Origin of the sequence: Flavimarina sp. Hel_I_48, from assembly GCF_000733945.1 — a bacterium.
Lineage (GTDB): Bacteria > Bacteroidota > Bacteroidia > Flavobacteriales > Flavobacteriaceae > Leeuwenhoekiella.
The window spans coordinates 2874468-2891796 of record NZ_JPOL01000002.1 but is presented as its reverse complement, the minus strand read 5'-3'; the positions used below and the strand labels follow the sequence as shown (position 1 = coordinate 2891796).

The 17329-nt window shown below is 40.3% G+C and carries 2 protein-coding genes; one reads left to right on the top strand and one right to left on the bottom strand.

The features are described 5' to 3' along the window. Positions 1–14: 14 nt before the first annotated feature. Positions 15–572, top strand: coding sequence for a mechanosensitive ion channel domain-containing protein (locus P162_RS12650; RefSeq protein WP_164076259.1), 558 nt, complete (start codon positions 15–17; stop codon positions 570–572). Positions 573–1415: 843 nt separating this feature from the next. Here the strand turns inward: P162_RS12650 and P162_RS12645 are convergent. Beyond that, positions 1416–16589: a PKD domain-containing protein gene (locus P162_RS12645; RefSeq protein WP_031427815.1), complete on the bottom strand. Its 15174-nt coding sequence runs from the start codon at positions 16587–16589 to the stop codon at positions 1416–1418. Between the last annotated feature and the right edge of the window lie 740 nt (positions 16590–17329).

Sequence of the window (17329 nt, the reverse complement as noted above, 5' to 3'; positions counted from 1 at the left end):
AAAACCTATTGCCCGTGCCTCTATTTTATTATCATATCCTACAAAGTGTAGGTATTCTGCTTATACTCTTATTGATTCGTTATCTCGTTGTCAGACTGGTGATAAAACGTTTTTTAAAGGCAAATTTTGACATTACCCGGAAGCAGATCGTCATCAAGCTTGTCAATATTTTCTTTTTTGTAATCCTCGCCTTTTTTCTGGCGGCCATCTGGGGACTATCTGGCGCTGAAGTATTCACCTATGTGACTTCTGCGCTTACGATCCTGGGGGTTGCTTTTTTTGCGCAATGGTCATTGTTGAGTAATATCACTTCTGGACTGATCCTGTTTTTCAATCATCCATTGAAAATAGGTGACTTTGTGGAAATCATCGATAAGGACTTTCCTATGGAAGGGCGTGTTGAAAATATCACGCTCTTTTTTCTGCACCTTCGTAATAAAGATGATCAGGTTTATACCCTTTCCAATACGGTCGTAGTACAGAAAACCATGCGTATTTTAAAACCCGAGGAATTTTTTGAGCATCAGCGACAAAGCAGAAATAAAGAGATCAGCGAAGAGAATATCCTTTAAAAAGTACGTTTTCTTTTTTATTGGTTTTGGGCGTTACCCTGCGGGTAGGGCTTTATGTTTCTATCTTTTTACTCGTTCCTCACAAGAAGGATTTCCACTGCAATCCCTAACGCGGAATAGTTATTCTATTTTGAGATATGATGAATACTAAAGTTTTTATATTCTTAATATCTCGACAGAGCCGTTTTTTATGCGGCGATGAGAGATCAAATTCAACATTTTCACAGTTTCTTTTCGCTTACAAAACTGCTGATCTTTAATTATTTTATGCTGTTTTTGGGCGTTTCCCTGCGGGTCGGGCTTTACGTTTCAATCTTTTTGCTCGTTCCTCACAAAAAGGATTTACACTGCAATCCCTAACGCAACATCCGTTTTTAAAGCATAGGATTGTTTTAAATCTATGCTTCAGGGATGATATTTTTAGAATTAAAATAATTTTAAGGCTACTAACGGATATGTAAAAAAGGTCTTTTTTGGTCAAAAAACAGGCGTTTTATGACTAAATACAGCCTCTTTTCCAAATAAATTTTCGCTGTATATTCTACGATTCGGACAGATTTCCGTTTTCTCTTAATCGGAATTTCTACTTACTCTGATTATCTAAATTGGACTTCCAATTTTCGATCATTGGCTTCACTGCCATAGAAATTTCAACAAAATAAATACCATAAAACTGAAAACCCTTATAAATAGCTCAAATTACCGCTTATTTTATACCTTTTTACTCCATATTTATCAATAAAATAAACTAGCCAAATACTTCAAATTAGAACTTAAATGTAGATGTCACAAACAAAAAAAGGAGGCCCTAGGGCCTCCTTTTAAAATTATGTTCAATACCTATCAACCTTTAATAAGTAATCTTTTCTGCTCGACCAACCCTTCATTTCCGGAAATGGTTAACATGTAGACGCCAGCTTCAAGGCTTTCCACGTTAAGATAATAACGGCCATTGTCGTTTATCTTTTCAGCGTCAAATTCCAGAATCATCCTGCCACGAACATCAAAGATATTTATTTTGGTAATGCTCTTCGATTGTTTGGCGACTTCAAGCGTTACATTAGTTGATGCAGGGTTAGGATATAAACGTGTGGTTTGAACACCCTCTTGAAGGATCTCTTCTGCAAATGAACCATCGCTTACACCATCCACAACTACCTCAACGGTATTTTGATATAAAACTTCTTCCCCTCGTTTCACGGTCAGGCTTACAGGATAGAAGCCAGCTTTCTCAAAGGTATGCTTAGGATCCACTTTGGTAGATGTTTTACCATCCTGAAATTCCCAGAAGTAGGTCAAGGAAGCATCTATGTAAGCCCTTTCCTGCGTATTGCTGCTGTTAAAGTCAACCCTTAAAGGTGCAACACCACTCAATGGGGCCGCGGTTATCGCACTGGTCTCGCCTGTATTTCTAACACTTACATTGTTGAAAACAGCTTGCGCCAGCGTACCATCTTTATGTGAAGTCGTCGCAATACCCACTTGAATAGTTGCATCCATACTTATGGTGGCACTGCTAACCTGTGTCCAGTTTCCGTTAGTTTGAGAAATATAACCGGTAAAGCTATTTCCAGTCCTAACGAGCCTTACGTAATACGGTAGCCCAGCATTAGGCAGTATTTTAGGAGTATTACTAAGTGTAGAGCCTCCTGTCGTACTCCTGCTTTGAAAAGCGTAACCGTAGCTTCCTTTTCCAGAAATAGTAGGATCTGCTGCCAGGGTCATTAATGCATGTTTTGCATTAGCTGCTGTACCGGCACGCATCATCACCCCTGCTTTAGTCCAATTATTTATTTCGGTTAGGCTAGACAAGCGTGCAATGATCTCGCCATCGCCAGTTAACTGACGGTAAACAAAATGGAATTCATCCCGGCTACCCCATATATCTGCACCAGATGCGCTTACGCTGAACTCACCATTGTTATAACAGGTTGATCCTATAGCAGCAACATCCCCCACGTCTATAGATGACCAGGGCTCTGGTACAGCATTACAACCATTTGCTTCAATAAGAACTTCAGCGGTAGCTGTCAAACCTTCACCATCTGTTACCCTTAAGCTAACATTATAATTGCCGGTTGTGGCAAATACATGCCTAGGGTTTTTCTGGGTGGATACAGAACCATCCTTGAAGTCCCAACGGTATGCTACGATTCCTTTATCATCTGTAGAATTATCGCTGTTAAAACTCACTTCAAATGGAGCAGTTCCCGTTTTAGGTGTGGCAGTAATTATGGCCACTGGAGCGCGATTTACTGAACTTCCCTCTATTGCAATACCAGAAATAGTTGGTTTATCAACACTTGCTGGTAGGCTCATATTGAGGATACCATCTTTCACCTCGATGTTATAGAAAGAAAGTTTAGTTGGGCGGTTATTGGATTCCCTGAAGATATCAAAGTTATCCTTAACAAGATTCCCTTCGATCAGAATATCAAAAACACGTTTGCCCGCTGTCGCCCTACTACCTTTTTTACCCCACCATAATTCTGCGTGATATGTGCTAACGGTATAGATTCCATTAGGAACAGGAATGGCGTAGTTAAGTGTTCCCAAATTAGCCTCTGTACCACGCTCTGTACGGTATAGGGATGTAACTGGAGCACTTGAATCCTCATAAGTGTAACTTCCGTTATAGATTGACGGAGTATTAATATCGCCTACAAAAGTATGCCCTTCAAGATTCACGTTTGTTGCACTTCCGGTATTTAGGTACATCGCAACTTCGCTCTCATTAGGAGCCTCATTTACCTGAATCGTTAAGCTGGTTTGATCACTTAGACCTTGCGCATCAGTAACTGTTAGTGATACAGTATATGTACCAGTTTCAGTAAAGACATGGTCAGGTTTTACTTCTGTGCTTGTCACCCCAGGTTCAAATTGCCATAGATATCCTGTAACCTTTACATCATCTCTTGAAACGCTAGCATCAAAATTAACAAGTAAAGGCGCGCTACCTGTTTTAGGCGTTGCCGAAGCTACCGCAACAGGTTTCTGATTGACTGAACTTTCTATTGCAATACCTGATATACTTGCCCTGTCTGCCGTAGCCGGTAGGTCAATATTAAGAACACCATCTGTCACCACAATATTATTGAAGTCTAAGCGAGTGGGATTGTTATTAGAAACCTTGAATATGTCAAAATTATCCTTGACCAGGTCGTTTTCAATTAAAATATCAAATACGCGTTTACCAGCTCCACCGGTACGGCCTTTGCCCCACCACAACTCATTGTGATATGTCTGAACCCTATAAGTACCGTTGGGTACAGGGATAGCATAACTTAATGTTTCCAGGTTTTCTGCAGAACCGCGCTCTGTTTGATAAAGAGTTATAGTACTTGCATTTGGGTTTGCATAGGTGTGCGCACTGTTATATAGGTTTGCCAATGAAACATCTCCCACAAATTCCCTTCCTTCAAAATTGACATTTACACTACTACCTGTATTCAGATAAATAGCTACGTCATCATTTCCAGAAGTTCCTTCTACCTGAATGGTAATAGGTGAAGTTGTATCTGTAAGACCTTCCGCATCGGTTACCGTCAAGCTTGCGTAGTAAGTGCCAGCAGTGGTGTAGGTATACTCAGGATCCATAACCGAAGCCGTACCACCATCACCAAAAATCCATGAATAGCTTACAATCTCATTATCATCTGTAGAATTACTACCGGTGAAATTAACAAGGTGTGGTGCCGTTCCGTTTAATGGTGTCGCGCTTGCAACAGCCTCTGGAGCTGTATTGGCAGGACTTACAGAAATAGTAACGTCTGCACTACTCGTCAATCCTTCCTCATCTTCAACTTGAAGTGTCACAACATAATCCCCTGCTTCTGTAAAAGTATAAACGGGATCCTGTATTGTAGAAGTCGCTCCATCTTCAAACGACCATAGATAATTTACGATCTGCTTATCATCTGTTGAATTACTTCCTGTAAATAAAACTTCAAGTGGTGCATTTCCACTCAGAGGTGTGGCAGAAACTATAGCTTTAGGCGCCTGATTAACAGGATCACCTACAGCAACTACTTCAAGTGCCGATAGTTTTGGCTGGTCGATTCCACCCACAGCGCTCAGTCCCGAGAAATTAATGACCAGTTGACCTCCACTTACCGTAACTTCATATGTTTTTACAACTTCGGTCTGAGGGCCTACATCTGCATTCACGTCATAGTTGTTCAACACTAAATCACCGTTGATTACAACATCAAAAACACGCTTGCGGTTGCCACCTGGGCCACCTCCATTTGCACCCCAGTATATTTCGGCAAAATAAAGGTTTACCGTGTAGGTTCCATCTGGAACAGGAAGCACATAATCAAACTTACGCGACAATGAACTTCTTTCAGATTGAAACAAGGTTGAAACCGTTGCTTCTGTGTTTGTGTACTGCTTGCCATCCACGAAATTGCGGTCTGATGCAAATACTTGTCCATTGTGTACTACTTCAGGGCCACCAGCATTAATTCGTAGGGCAAAATCGTTGTTTACGTCTGCTTGCTCTACGTTAATTGTAAGCATATCAGTAGCGGTAAGACCTTCCGCATCGGTTACTTTTAGATTTACTTCGTAAACCCCTGATTCTGTAAAAGTGTAATCAAAAGATTCTGCATTACTGATCGATGTCCCGGCTATAGTCCAGTTGTAAGCGGTAATAGCGTTGTCATCTGTAGAAGCACTGGCAGTAAACATAACATTAAGTGGTGCTTCCCCTTGTGTCTTATCAGACTGGGCAACAGCTACTGGTGCAATGTTTGCCGCATCTACCTCAATGGTAATGTTATCAGAATTTGAAAGTCCATCTTCATCTGTTACAGTTAGGATTACCTCATAGCTACCTTCTTCATTAAAAACGTAGTCAAAAGTCGCTACATTAGAAATCTCAACGGTATTGAGCGTCCAGCGATAGTTTGCAATGGTACCGGTATCATCACTGGATTCTGAGCCATCAAAATTGACCGGCAATGGACTTGTTCCTTGTGTAATGTTTGCATTGGCAACAGCTATTGGTGCAATGGCTCCACCACCTACACTATTTACAATCACACTGGTCTGCGCATTATCCTGAAGACCTTCAGCATCATAAACCGTAAGTTGTACAAGGTATGAACCTGGGCTATTGTAACGATGCGTAGGATTATTAACATTAGCGAAACTACCATCACCAAAATCCCAAATATAACTAACAACACCCTTATCATCTGTAGAATTATCGCCTACAAAATAAACATCAAGTGGGGTATTTCCAGTAAATGGGCCACCATCAATAACCGCCACTGGAGCTGTATTGTCCAGACCTGCGGTAACCGTTAGAGTTGCAACACCAAACTGACCTTCTTCGTCCTCAACAACAAGTACAACAGTATAATTACCTGGCTGTGAGAATACATAGGATGGATTGGCTTCATCAGAAGTGTCACCATTACCGAAGTTCCAGAAATAAGTTATCACTTCACTGTCATCCTGAGAATTACTACCTGTAAACTGAACTGCTAAAGGTATAGCTCCAGAAGTAACATCAGCCTCCGCAATTGCAACAGGTGCTGTATTGGCTGGCAACACAGAGATAAGTATAGCATTAGAAGTATTCTCTACTCCTCTATCATCAGCAACAGTAAGGGTGACCTCGTAGGTACCCTCTGTCTCGTAAGTATATTGCGGGTTCATTTCATCTGAAGAGGTTCCATTCCCAAAATCCCAAGAGTATGTAACTATTTCTACATCATCCGTTGATGCATCTCCGCTAAAATTTACAGTATGTGCAACTTTTCCTTCTGTAAGATCAGCGCTTGCTATCGCTATAGGAGCCGTATTTTCGTTTACTGTAATAGTCAAAAATTGAGAATCAAACAATCCCTTTTCATCGGTAACGGTTAAACTTACCTCATATACACCACTTTCTTCAAATGTGTAGGTAGGGTTTATTTCTTCTGAGGTTTGATCATTGCCAAAATTCCATTGATAATTGGTAATCGCAAGGTCATCTGAAGAGTTGTCGCCTGTAAAGTTTACTTTAAGGGGTGCCTGGCCTTCAATCAGATCTGCAGAAGCTAATGCCAAGGGAGCTACATTTTCTGCAACTGTAATGGTTATGATTGCACTATCTTCAAGGCCATTTTCATCTGTAACGGTCAACTTTGCATTGTAAGTACCAAGTTCATTGTACACGTGAACAGGGTTTACATCTTCACTAGTTTCACCATCGCTAAAATCCCATAAATAAGACAATAAATCGCCGTTATCAGTTGAATTTTCGCCAGTAAAAGTAACTTCTAGCGGTGATTGCCCTTTGAGTGGTGTTGCAGCGATAACAGCCTCCGGAGCACTATTAACATTAATTAAAGCATTTTCGGTTACCAAAAGTCCATTCAAATCTTTAGCTGTAATCGTCAAAACATAACTAGGATCTGCATCTTCTGGTACCGCACCTAATAAGTTACCTTTATCATCGATCTCCATCCATGATGGAAGCTCTGAACCATCTGCAAGCGTTGCAGAGAAAGACAATTTATTACCAGGATACCCTTTCTGGAAATATCCAGAAAGATCATTTTCAAACGTACTTCCTACATTTACGAACAAGTCTTCAATAGGTAGCGCACTTGGTACCGCCTCTGGTCTAATATTGATAAAGTAAAACGTATTATCATTCCAGTCACAATTGGCTGATCCTGCACCACAACCGTTTTGAATAAAATCCTGTAGCACAATGTATTCATTTGGAATTATATTGCCATTTTGATCTTTTGCCTTATAGACCCTTAAGCCCAATAGGTCTGGTCTATCACCACTAATATTATTCCCTCCACTCGATAAATAATTTGCAACGGCTAACCTGAAAGATCCACTTATAGAACTTACCCGGTCTGCATTGAGGTCACTGCCACGATTAGGCAAAAGAGTTTGATAATAGGTATTTGTATGTCTAAAGTCCATACCTCCTACAGTCGTGTTTCCACTTACAGATACAAAGCGCCCATTGTCTGCACCTTTACCGTGAAGTGCAGAAAGCTGCAATCCAAGCACCGGTTTTGACTTATCTGCCTGTACAAAGTTCGAAGACAAGATCAAATCTCCTTCATATCCGGCATCAATATTTTCAGCCTTTGGATAATTTGAACTTGGTCTCGTAGGCTCACTGTTCGTTGGGGTAATGGTGCCGTTATCGTTGACGATACTTCTCATTGTAGAAGTAAAACCAAAAGCATCAAAAACCTGTTGTGCGGTGATCTCGTCGTTGCCTTCTGGTTGAGGTGTAAATCCTCCATTAAGCGTTGCTATACTTTCACCCCCATTATCTGCATTAGAGATAATGGTGATATTTTCCTTGAACAAGGCACTACGACCATTAGTGGTAGAAGCCGTGATTCTTATTTGAACATCACGTGATGCACCAGGTTCAATACTTATAGGGAAACTCATTTCACCAATATTATTGACAAAGGAATACGTGTAGTCCCTGGTGTCAGAAATCTGAACATCTGAAATGATCAACGTACCTGTACCCGTATTGTTCAACCTCATGATATTTGTGTCATGAGTAAGCGCAACGTTAGGTGCCGCACCGCCGGTATTAGGATTTCCTATTCTATAAAAAGTATAATAATCATCTGCAGGGAAACCACGTTGTGTACCTGGTATTTTAGTCATGTTCTCCATATAGAGAACGGCTCCCGAGGGTTTCTCAATGCTAAACTCGATCGTTTTGACCGCAGTGTTACCATTTCCATCTTCGGCTTCTACCAAAATACTGTAATCGCCTGACCCATCAACCGTAAAAGGTTCTGTGTACGCAATTGAAGGAGCGCCGTTAATAATATAAGCCAAGTTTTCAATAGATCCGCTGCCGCTTCTATCTTCCGCTGCAAGCGTAACTTCCACTGTACCTCTATACACATTTTCTTCGAACATCAAACCGTCTAAGGTGGCCGTAATGGTAGGTGGCAGTGTTGCTATATTTACTGGGGCTATTCGTATATAATTTGGCTTCGCATTAACACCTCTTTCATTGAGCGACAAGCGCAAGATGCCATCAGTAACATCTACAAGTCGCGTCCCTTCTGCATAAATTAGATTGTTAGGATTATTGTTCTGCTGATCAAAATCCACAACGGTTATTCCATTAACATCAAGAACATGGTTACTATCCCTGAATTCATTTTCACCTACACTAATGTTTACAAAATAGCTGCCGTTAGGAAGTTTTACAGTCCAGTCCCTAAGAGGATAAGTTGCCGCTGTCCTATGGCCTATAATATTAAATGTTTTTAATAAGGGATCATCGTTTGTTCCCGTATTCCTGTTTCGTGCATTTACCGCTGCGTTTGCAGGTGTCAAAGTACCTGGAAGTACCCATCCAAATTCTACGGTACCCATGTCTGTACTCTGGGCAGCATATGGTTGCCCTATGTCATCAATATACCCTTCAGGCGAGATTTCTATGTCATCAGGAGTCTGAAAGTTAAATTGGTACACATAAACTACCTCATCTGTTACAGAAAGATTGATTGACAGGCTGGCGCTGGCGTAGTTCGTAGCAGAAGCTGTTACAACCGCTGTATAGTTTCCGATAGCCAAACCTTCTGCATCAATGCCAATATTAAACGGATTCTCAAATTCAAAATTCTCTGGTAGCACAACCCAATCTTCGGTAGCATCAAGACTAATCTCATTTGCTTTGATAGGACCGGAAACACTTAAGGTAACATCCTGATCGTTTATTTCCAATTCGTTCACCGATGTGCTGAACTTCAACGACTCTTTATCAAAACCGAAGGCAAGCAAAGCCTCACTAAAAGGAACAACATTGTCCATTATGAACATATAATCCTGATAATCCCCATTTGATGCGTCTTCAAAAGTGATTAAATAGCTATTTGGAATAATATTCCCCTCTCTGTCCTTATTAGGATAAATACGCGATCGATGTGCAACACCGCTGAGTTCATTTAATATATCTTCGGTATAATTAAATCTTCCGAAAGACCGCGATTCAACATAAAATCCAAATACATCCCCTCGTGGATCAAAATTAACAGAGGATTCATTCGATTCCATAGGTGGATAAAGCGTTTGCGCGTTTGCTAAACCATCTTGCAACACTCCTATTTCCTGAGTGAATATTTCGCCATCATTAGTATACCAACCAAATGGCAGGGATTCTGCAGGAGAATATCTTCCTACCGGCGTAATTCTTACAGGTGTTTCTGCATTGAGTTTTACCCAACGTTCCACTTCAATTTCATCTGCAATAGGGTCTGGGTCAGTATTATTAGCAAGCGTTGTCCAGCCAATATCAAGACCTATACCAAGTGCATTTACAACATCCTGCAATGCAGGTTCCCCGGTACCTTCATATCCTTTTTTCTTAAGACCGAAAAGACCTATGGTAAATTGAGGATTTTTCTCATCATTGCTATTTATTACAAAAGCGGCATCCTGATAACCAATATTGCTTTGGTCCAGATTAGGAGCATACGTGATCGTATATTCAACACTTCCACCAGGTGCTATATTTTGTGCTCCAGAAGGATTTGCATCTTTGAACTGATCTGCAAAATTTCCACTAACGGAAACTCCTGTGATATTAAGCACCTCTGCCCCTTCATTAGATATAGTAACCTTCTTCTGCTGACTTTGAGATCCTTGGTTATTTACCGTTGTTTCAAAGATTAATTCCTTTGTGTTAGCAGCAATGACAGCTCCAGGCTGTGCAGGATCAGAAGCTCTGAGCAGGGTAAGCTGAGGTAAGCTACTACCATCCCTATCATATTCTGACACATAGATATTTCCTGTTTTTGGATCTTCAACTACTTCGATAGGATCATCAAATCCACCAAGTCCTGTGACAGAATTGTAGTTATATGCGATATCACCATTACTTCCTGGATCAAGTAATAAAAGATTGTCCTGACCACTAAACTGGACCACCATTATTAAACCTTTCAATTTTCCTTCAAAGGCATCACTCTTATATTCTATAACCCCATTCGGTGATTTGTTAAAATCAAAATCAAATGCAGGTTGCATGTAATTAGGATCAGGCTGAACGTTAGATGGATATTTTGTAACATCTTTATAAGGTTCTCTTACCTGTCCCGGTAAACCACTATAGGATGTTCCTCCATGGTTAAGTACAAACTCTCCCCTATATGGGTTTGGGTGACCATGATAAGTACCTCCCTTGGTTTTGAAAAGCCAATCCTTTTGAGTATTACCTCCCAGGAGTGCTGGTGCGTTAGGAACTGTGGTACGTCCATCAATTCGTCTAGCCAACTCATAATTTGCCGTACTTGGAGAATTGGGTGAATTAGTATTGTTACCAGCTGTACCATTGGTTGGAACATATAACCAACCATTAGAATGCCACAGTAGATCGTACGCATTACGTATACCTGTTGCAAAAATAGTAAGTGGTGAATTTGTAGCATACGGATTGTACGTTCCATCACTCATAGTGATGGAATTTGTAGGCGCACTGTTTATGACACCTATATTATTAGTAGTGTAGGCATCTAATGGTAAATTACCCGGAAGTTTATCAAGTTCTACCTTAAGGATAGCACCGCTCAACAAACGCTCTGGCCTGAAAGCCCATGCAGGATCAGGCTCACCCCCAGCGGTATTGCTACCCTGACTTATGAATAAATCCCCATTTATATCAAATGCCAGACTGTTTGTCAAATGATCCTTCTTAGACCTTGGCAAGTGTATTATAACATCCTGTACCAATTCTAATTTTGGACCGCTCAGGCGTGTCAACTTACCGTCCCATTCTGGACCATCACTTTCTGAAGATTTACTATGTGTAATATAAGCGACAAGGTTCTCTGCCGTGGCATTAGGATCAAACCTGAAACCAATAATCAAACGAACGTCGTTATTTTGAGGGCTACCATTTACGGGATTACTAGCTCCTGATAACTCTGGTGATAGTACTTCAAGATTGGTCAGGGTGCCATCATTAGACATATCCCATCTGAATATCTTACCATCAGACTGAAAATCCCCTATGGTACTCGCGTAAAGTTTACCATCAGGTCCCACCTGCATACTTGAAAAACGTTCGTTTTGGACACGCTCACCCAATGCAGCTCCGCGCACCTGAGTAAATGAAACGTTTGTAAGGTCACGGCCTGGCTGATTTGTATCTAAATCTTCTTCACCTGTCGTAAAACGGGACTCAAAAGCTTCAAAAGCAATTCTATCTTGAATATCACCTATTTTATTAGCCTCAATAGTCGTAGGCATTTTTAAGATGTACGTGGTGTTTTCTTTTAATTTGTTTAATGGGGTCAGGATAATGGCATCCCCTCCACCGGTATCATTCGTATTTGCTGGAACCAGTTGCTCTCCCCCAGCTGTAACTTCATAGATTTTAGCATTGCTTGTAGTTGTTTTATCAAGCTCATAACCTTCTGGAACAACGATCTCAATAGCAATCTGGAAGCCGTTCACAGGTACATTAATAGCACCATCTTGTGGGTTTACGCCCGTAAAATATGGGATATCACTAAGTCCTACCTGTTCAATTTGTATTGAATTGATTTTAGTATTGAAACCACCCCTTGGATCAATTGTTAGTCTTCCATCCCTAACAACGACTCTGGAGCTTCCAGATTTGAAACGGGTAGCAGCACCTTTGACTCCAGTAGGTATAAACTGGTTTATCACGTTTACACCTTCGGCATTGATAGTGTGCTTAGGGGTACTTGTAGATGGTGAATCCAATTCTGGATCCCCTACATTTACGATTATATTATAAGAACCATTGGGCAATGCCAATTCCCACTTGGCATCTGGCAAATAACCCTTGCTAGGATCAGTATCTACGTTCCCATACTGCATATGGATCAAGGAGTTATTGAGAACACCTACCCCACTTACAGTACGCATTCTGGCGCTATTTGTTACTACTGCAGGAACATTGGTTTCCGCATTGAGCCAGCCGTAGGAATAACCGTTCCCACGATCACCGTAAGAATCCCCACTATCTTTATTGTAACCCGCAGGTGACGCTGTTGCTAAATCAGAAAAATTGATATTAATAGGATCAATAGTATCTGTTATAGCATCGTCTGCCTCTAATGCAAAACTTTCAAAAGTATAGTTTACATCTGCGGTTTGTTCTCTTCTTTTAGAACTAAAAATACCTGCAAAACTAATGTTGTCATATTTCTCTTTACCCTCTAAGTAGCTTGCGGGAAGGCTCAGGGAACCTATGGAAACTTCACCCCCACCATTTACGGAATAATAACCTGTAAGCAAACTATTTACTTCATCTATATACAGTCGCAAATTAATAGTACTGTTATTATAGTTAACGATAGGTTGAGAACTTACAGCATCACTATCAACTGACAAACCATTGGTTTCGGTCCTAAGTTCTACAACACCACCGTTAGCGATAGCAAGTTTTGCAAAATTATCCTCGTCCAGGCCAAACCATAAACCAGCTTGTTCAGAATTTTGAGTAGCGTCGCTGTATGGGTTTACAAGAGTTGTCCTCAGACTGAAATTTGAATATTCTGCTGTATTGATACCAACTCCCAATGTATTGATCTGCGAATTGACATCTGTACTTGTTCCCGCAATAGTACCATTTTTGACGTATGCTATCCCATTTGCGGCTTTTAAGGTCATTCTGCCATTTGAAAAAGAAATACGACTGGGTTCATAACCCGGTACCTGTGGGTAGTTTATGGCACCATCTTGTGGGATACGCGCAGATGGATTATCTACCATGGTAAAACCTGTATTTGAGAGACCGCCTTCGGTACCGTCAAAGGAGAGTTCATAAGGAAGTGAAACTTCAAGCTGATCACATTCTAAAATTGAAATAGGATTGCAACCGGCAACTTCTTCCCCAGCGGGTTTGATATTACGAGCAATAACAACAATATCTTGATAATCAAAACCGCTGATGTGTTCTTCTGTGGCTATAATATAGGCGTTTTCTTCGCCTGGAAGTTCATATACCCTAACATGATGAGGTATGGCTCCGTTAAATGTATTAAGGGCATCCTCGCTATAAAGCGTACGATTATTAAAAAATGGCCATCTACTATAAAAACCAAAGCTTGCAGTCCCAGGATCAAATGTTGTTGCCCCATCAATAACAGGATTTAAAGTCTGGCCATTACCGGATACATTTCCAATAGTAAAAATTTCATTAAGAACTGCGGAATCACCACTTTCATACCATCCAAATGCAGTCACGGGATCAGCACCTTCTGGTCCAAATGCACTAAGAACTTCCAATGTAACATTACCCGAAGCTGCACGTTCAAAACTTTTGATATCCAGTTCGTCACCCAGCAACGTATTGTAATTTTGGCCATTTGCCAAATCGATGATATTTGTGTCCGCATTGTTGTCACCTACGGTAACGGCACCTTCACCTAACTGGGTATCGAGAACCCATTGTAAGGATGGCTCTTTATCTCCACCATTTCCTAATTTACCCAGACCATTTAGTGAAACCGTCATGGGATTTACGTCTGCGGCAGTAACGCGCAATGATGCATACTTGGGTCCTACACTACCTGGTTTAAAAACCACCTCAAAGGTTGCGCTTTCTGAAGGGGCAACCGTTTGGGGAATTCCATTTATTGAAAAACTTTCAGCATTTTCTCCATTGATCACCACTTCAATTGCGTTGAGGGGAGCCGTACCGCTATTGGTTATTGTTATTTGTTTAATTAGGGATAAGTTAGCATCTACAATGACGTCACCCACAATTCTCTGTGGGGAAAGAGACAAGAGAGGTTTGGCTTCCGGTTCATCCTCCGTGTTTTCTTCGGTCACTATTTCAGAATAGTTGGTCCCTAATCGTATGGGCCCTAAGCTACCGTTGTTTATTCCGTTGGAACCTATGAATATACGACCTACCCGAGGGGTGCCTTGCACGGCATGTGTGCCCGCTCCCGTCCATACGTTTTGCTCAAGATTGAGCTGTGGATCAATAGTCCATGAATAGGTTATAGTACCATTTCCATCCCATACCCCACGGGTTACAAATTGAATGGTTTTACCTGGATCAATCGCAATAGCACCTTGATTTGAGCCAGATCCCTCCAGACCCAGCATGGCGACAAGTTTGTTATCCACTGTATAGGCAATCTGCTCACGTATCCATTGATCACCGCTTAAATTATCATCTATTCGTACTACAGAACGTATTCTATCTGTAGTATTTACTCCTAGATTTGCAACGTTGAAATAGGTATTAAAATAAAATGGCTGTCCAGCAACCAGTTCTTTGGGATTTGAAATCAGTGTTTCATAATCATGCGTTTGTTGACCCTGGGACAAATCAATACTGAAGTCAGTATTAGATGTAAGACCTTCGTTAACGACTGGTATAGATGCATCAGTAACTCTCTCTTTAGACCAAGCACCGTTAGAAACTTCATGAAGGTTTCCTATACTATAAGTTTCAAAATTTTCTATAAATGAAAAGTTCTCCAGTGCGGCCTCTGTAACGCGAACAGACCATTCTTGCATCGTGCCATCTTCCGCAGTTACTGTATATAAAACAGGGTTGGTAAAATCCTGAACAACACCTGAATCTGGACTGATGGATGCTCCAGCAGATACGCCGATTACCGGAGTCAATGCAGTAAGATCTGTGCCCCTTTCCACTTCTATATTAACCAAATGTCCCTCTAGGTTGAGTACCGCTGGGCCCGTGGCAGAAGTAATGTCAAAATCTGAAATATCGTTCTCAGTTCTGGCATTTTCCTTGGATCGTACAACCAAACTAACCTGCAATTCTGCAGAAGTGTAATCCCCATTTGAAGGAATCGCAATTATGGTCGTGCTATAGGTATTTGGAGCTAGATCAGGTTTGATATTGAATTCCAATACCCCAAGTTCTGGATTTACCGGAAGGATCAACCAGTCACCAGAACTAGGATCGTCTGACAGAGAAAAAGTAGGATTTCCTTTATTTGCAGTAAGTGAAACACTTTGTGGGTCAATAACATCCCCTTCGATACTTTCAAATATTAAAGCTTCCTTATCAAAAGAAAGGTCAAGCTCCTCTTTTTCTACTATTGCAGAGAAAGAATCAAAACGTGCGGTAAATTGACTTCCATTACGATGCGTAGCATATATACCTGCAAAGCTAACATCAGAAATCTCAGAATTTAGATCCCTGCCTGAAAGATAAACTTCGGGAAGACTCAAAGCAGAATAATCACTTTTAGTAACTTGAATAAAGTCGCCACCATTAATGGCATAGTAAGCGGTAATTGACATTGCTATAGGATCAACTACCATCCTCAATTTTACATTTTGGCCAACTGTACCCAAATTATCTATTAAGATCTGATCTGGAGACGTATCTCCATTTATAGATCTACCGCCCAGTTCCTTTCGCAGCTCTACACTATTTGCCAAAACATTAAGCTTGACAAAGTTATCTTCATCAATACCGAACCATATTCCTGCCTGGGCAGAACCAGTTCCTGTAGTTATATTTATTAATGTTGTCTCCAGGGTGAGCGGCGTAACAATACTTTGTAAACCTATACCAAGGGTATTTACCTGATTGTTGTTATTGCTACTTTCCGGAGGATTTAAATAGTTTATACCTGCTTGGGATTTTAACTCCAGACCACCATTATTGATACTTATCAACGAGGGCTCGTAGCCATTGACCGCTGCGTTTGATACTGGAAGGTCACCAGATCGTCTAGCTTCTGAATGCTCTAAAGCTGCGGTAAAGCCAGTTCCTGTTCCGTTTACATCTCCCAGAGTATTCAATACAGGCTCAGTAAAATTAAGATTTAACGGAAGCCCTTTGATAATATCTTCGCAGGCTAGGATGCTTATAGGGGAACACACCTCGTTTTGAGGTGGATCATGCCTTTCATTTTCAAGAACTTTTGCATTCCTAAGATCGAATATTTTAATATTCGTAAAGGAGGATAAACCGAAAAATAAAATGCTTAAAAGGGCCAAAAAATACAGTGGCCTAAAGGATAATTTCAGATTGGTGTAAGGTTGTTTCATAATTTTAGCAATAAATATTAGATGATCTTAGGGTAAATTAAATTTTCAAAATTAGACATACCAATGGCCGTATGTTACTCATAATGAGAGAGACATTGATTAATGGATGTTTAAATCTAATGGTTTGAAAAAAACCATTTTGATATTATGGTGTTAGGGAACCATTCAAAATGATTGTCATAAGTTGGGTTATGACATGTGCTAAATTAGATAAATATAAAAACCAAAAAAGAAGTGGTACGTACTTTTCGATAAGCCGTTTTACGGTAATTGTGTATTTCATCGGTAGGCCTTATGATGCTTGATTTTTATGCATAAAAAAATAATTTGCTAATAGTTGTTCAAAAAAAATATACTATAAGTAAATTCCTACAAAATGTCTATTTAACGTTAATTTAAAGTTAATTTTAAAGAAATTTGTAAGTTGCATTTTTAAGGTAACTTGCTCGAAAACGGTAATTAAGGCTTAAAATGTAAACACTGTGGAAATATTACACAGTCAACTTTGGCATACCAACATAAAGTTTTAGCTAAAATATTAAGCAGAATAAGGCATTCGTATAATATGATGACTACATTGAGGATTACAGAAAAAAGGAAGTCTCTTAAAGAAGGAAATTATAAAAACCTTTAAAAAGAAGAAATCCGCTATTTTTCTTTTAATTTGAAAAATGCGGATTGATATTCATAATATTTATGACTTAATAAGTACCCCGTCAAGCGTAAAAGGGTGAGTATTT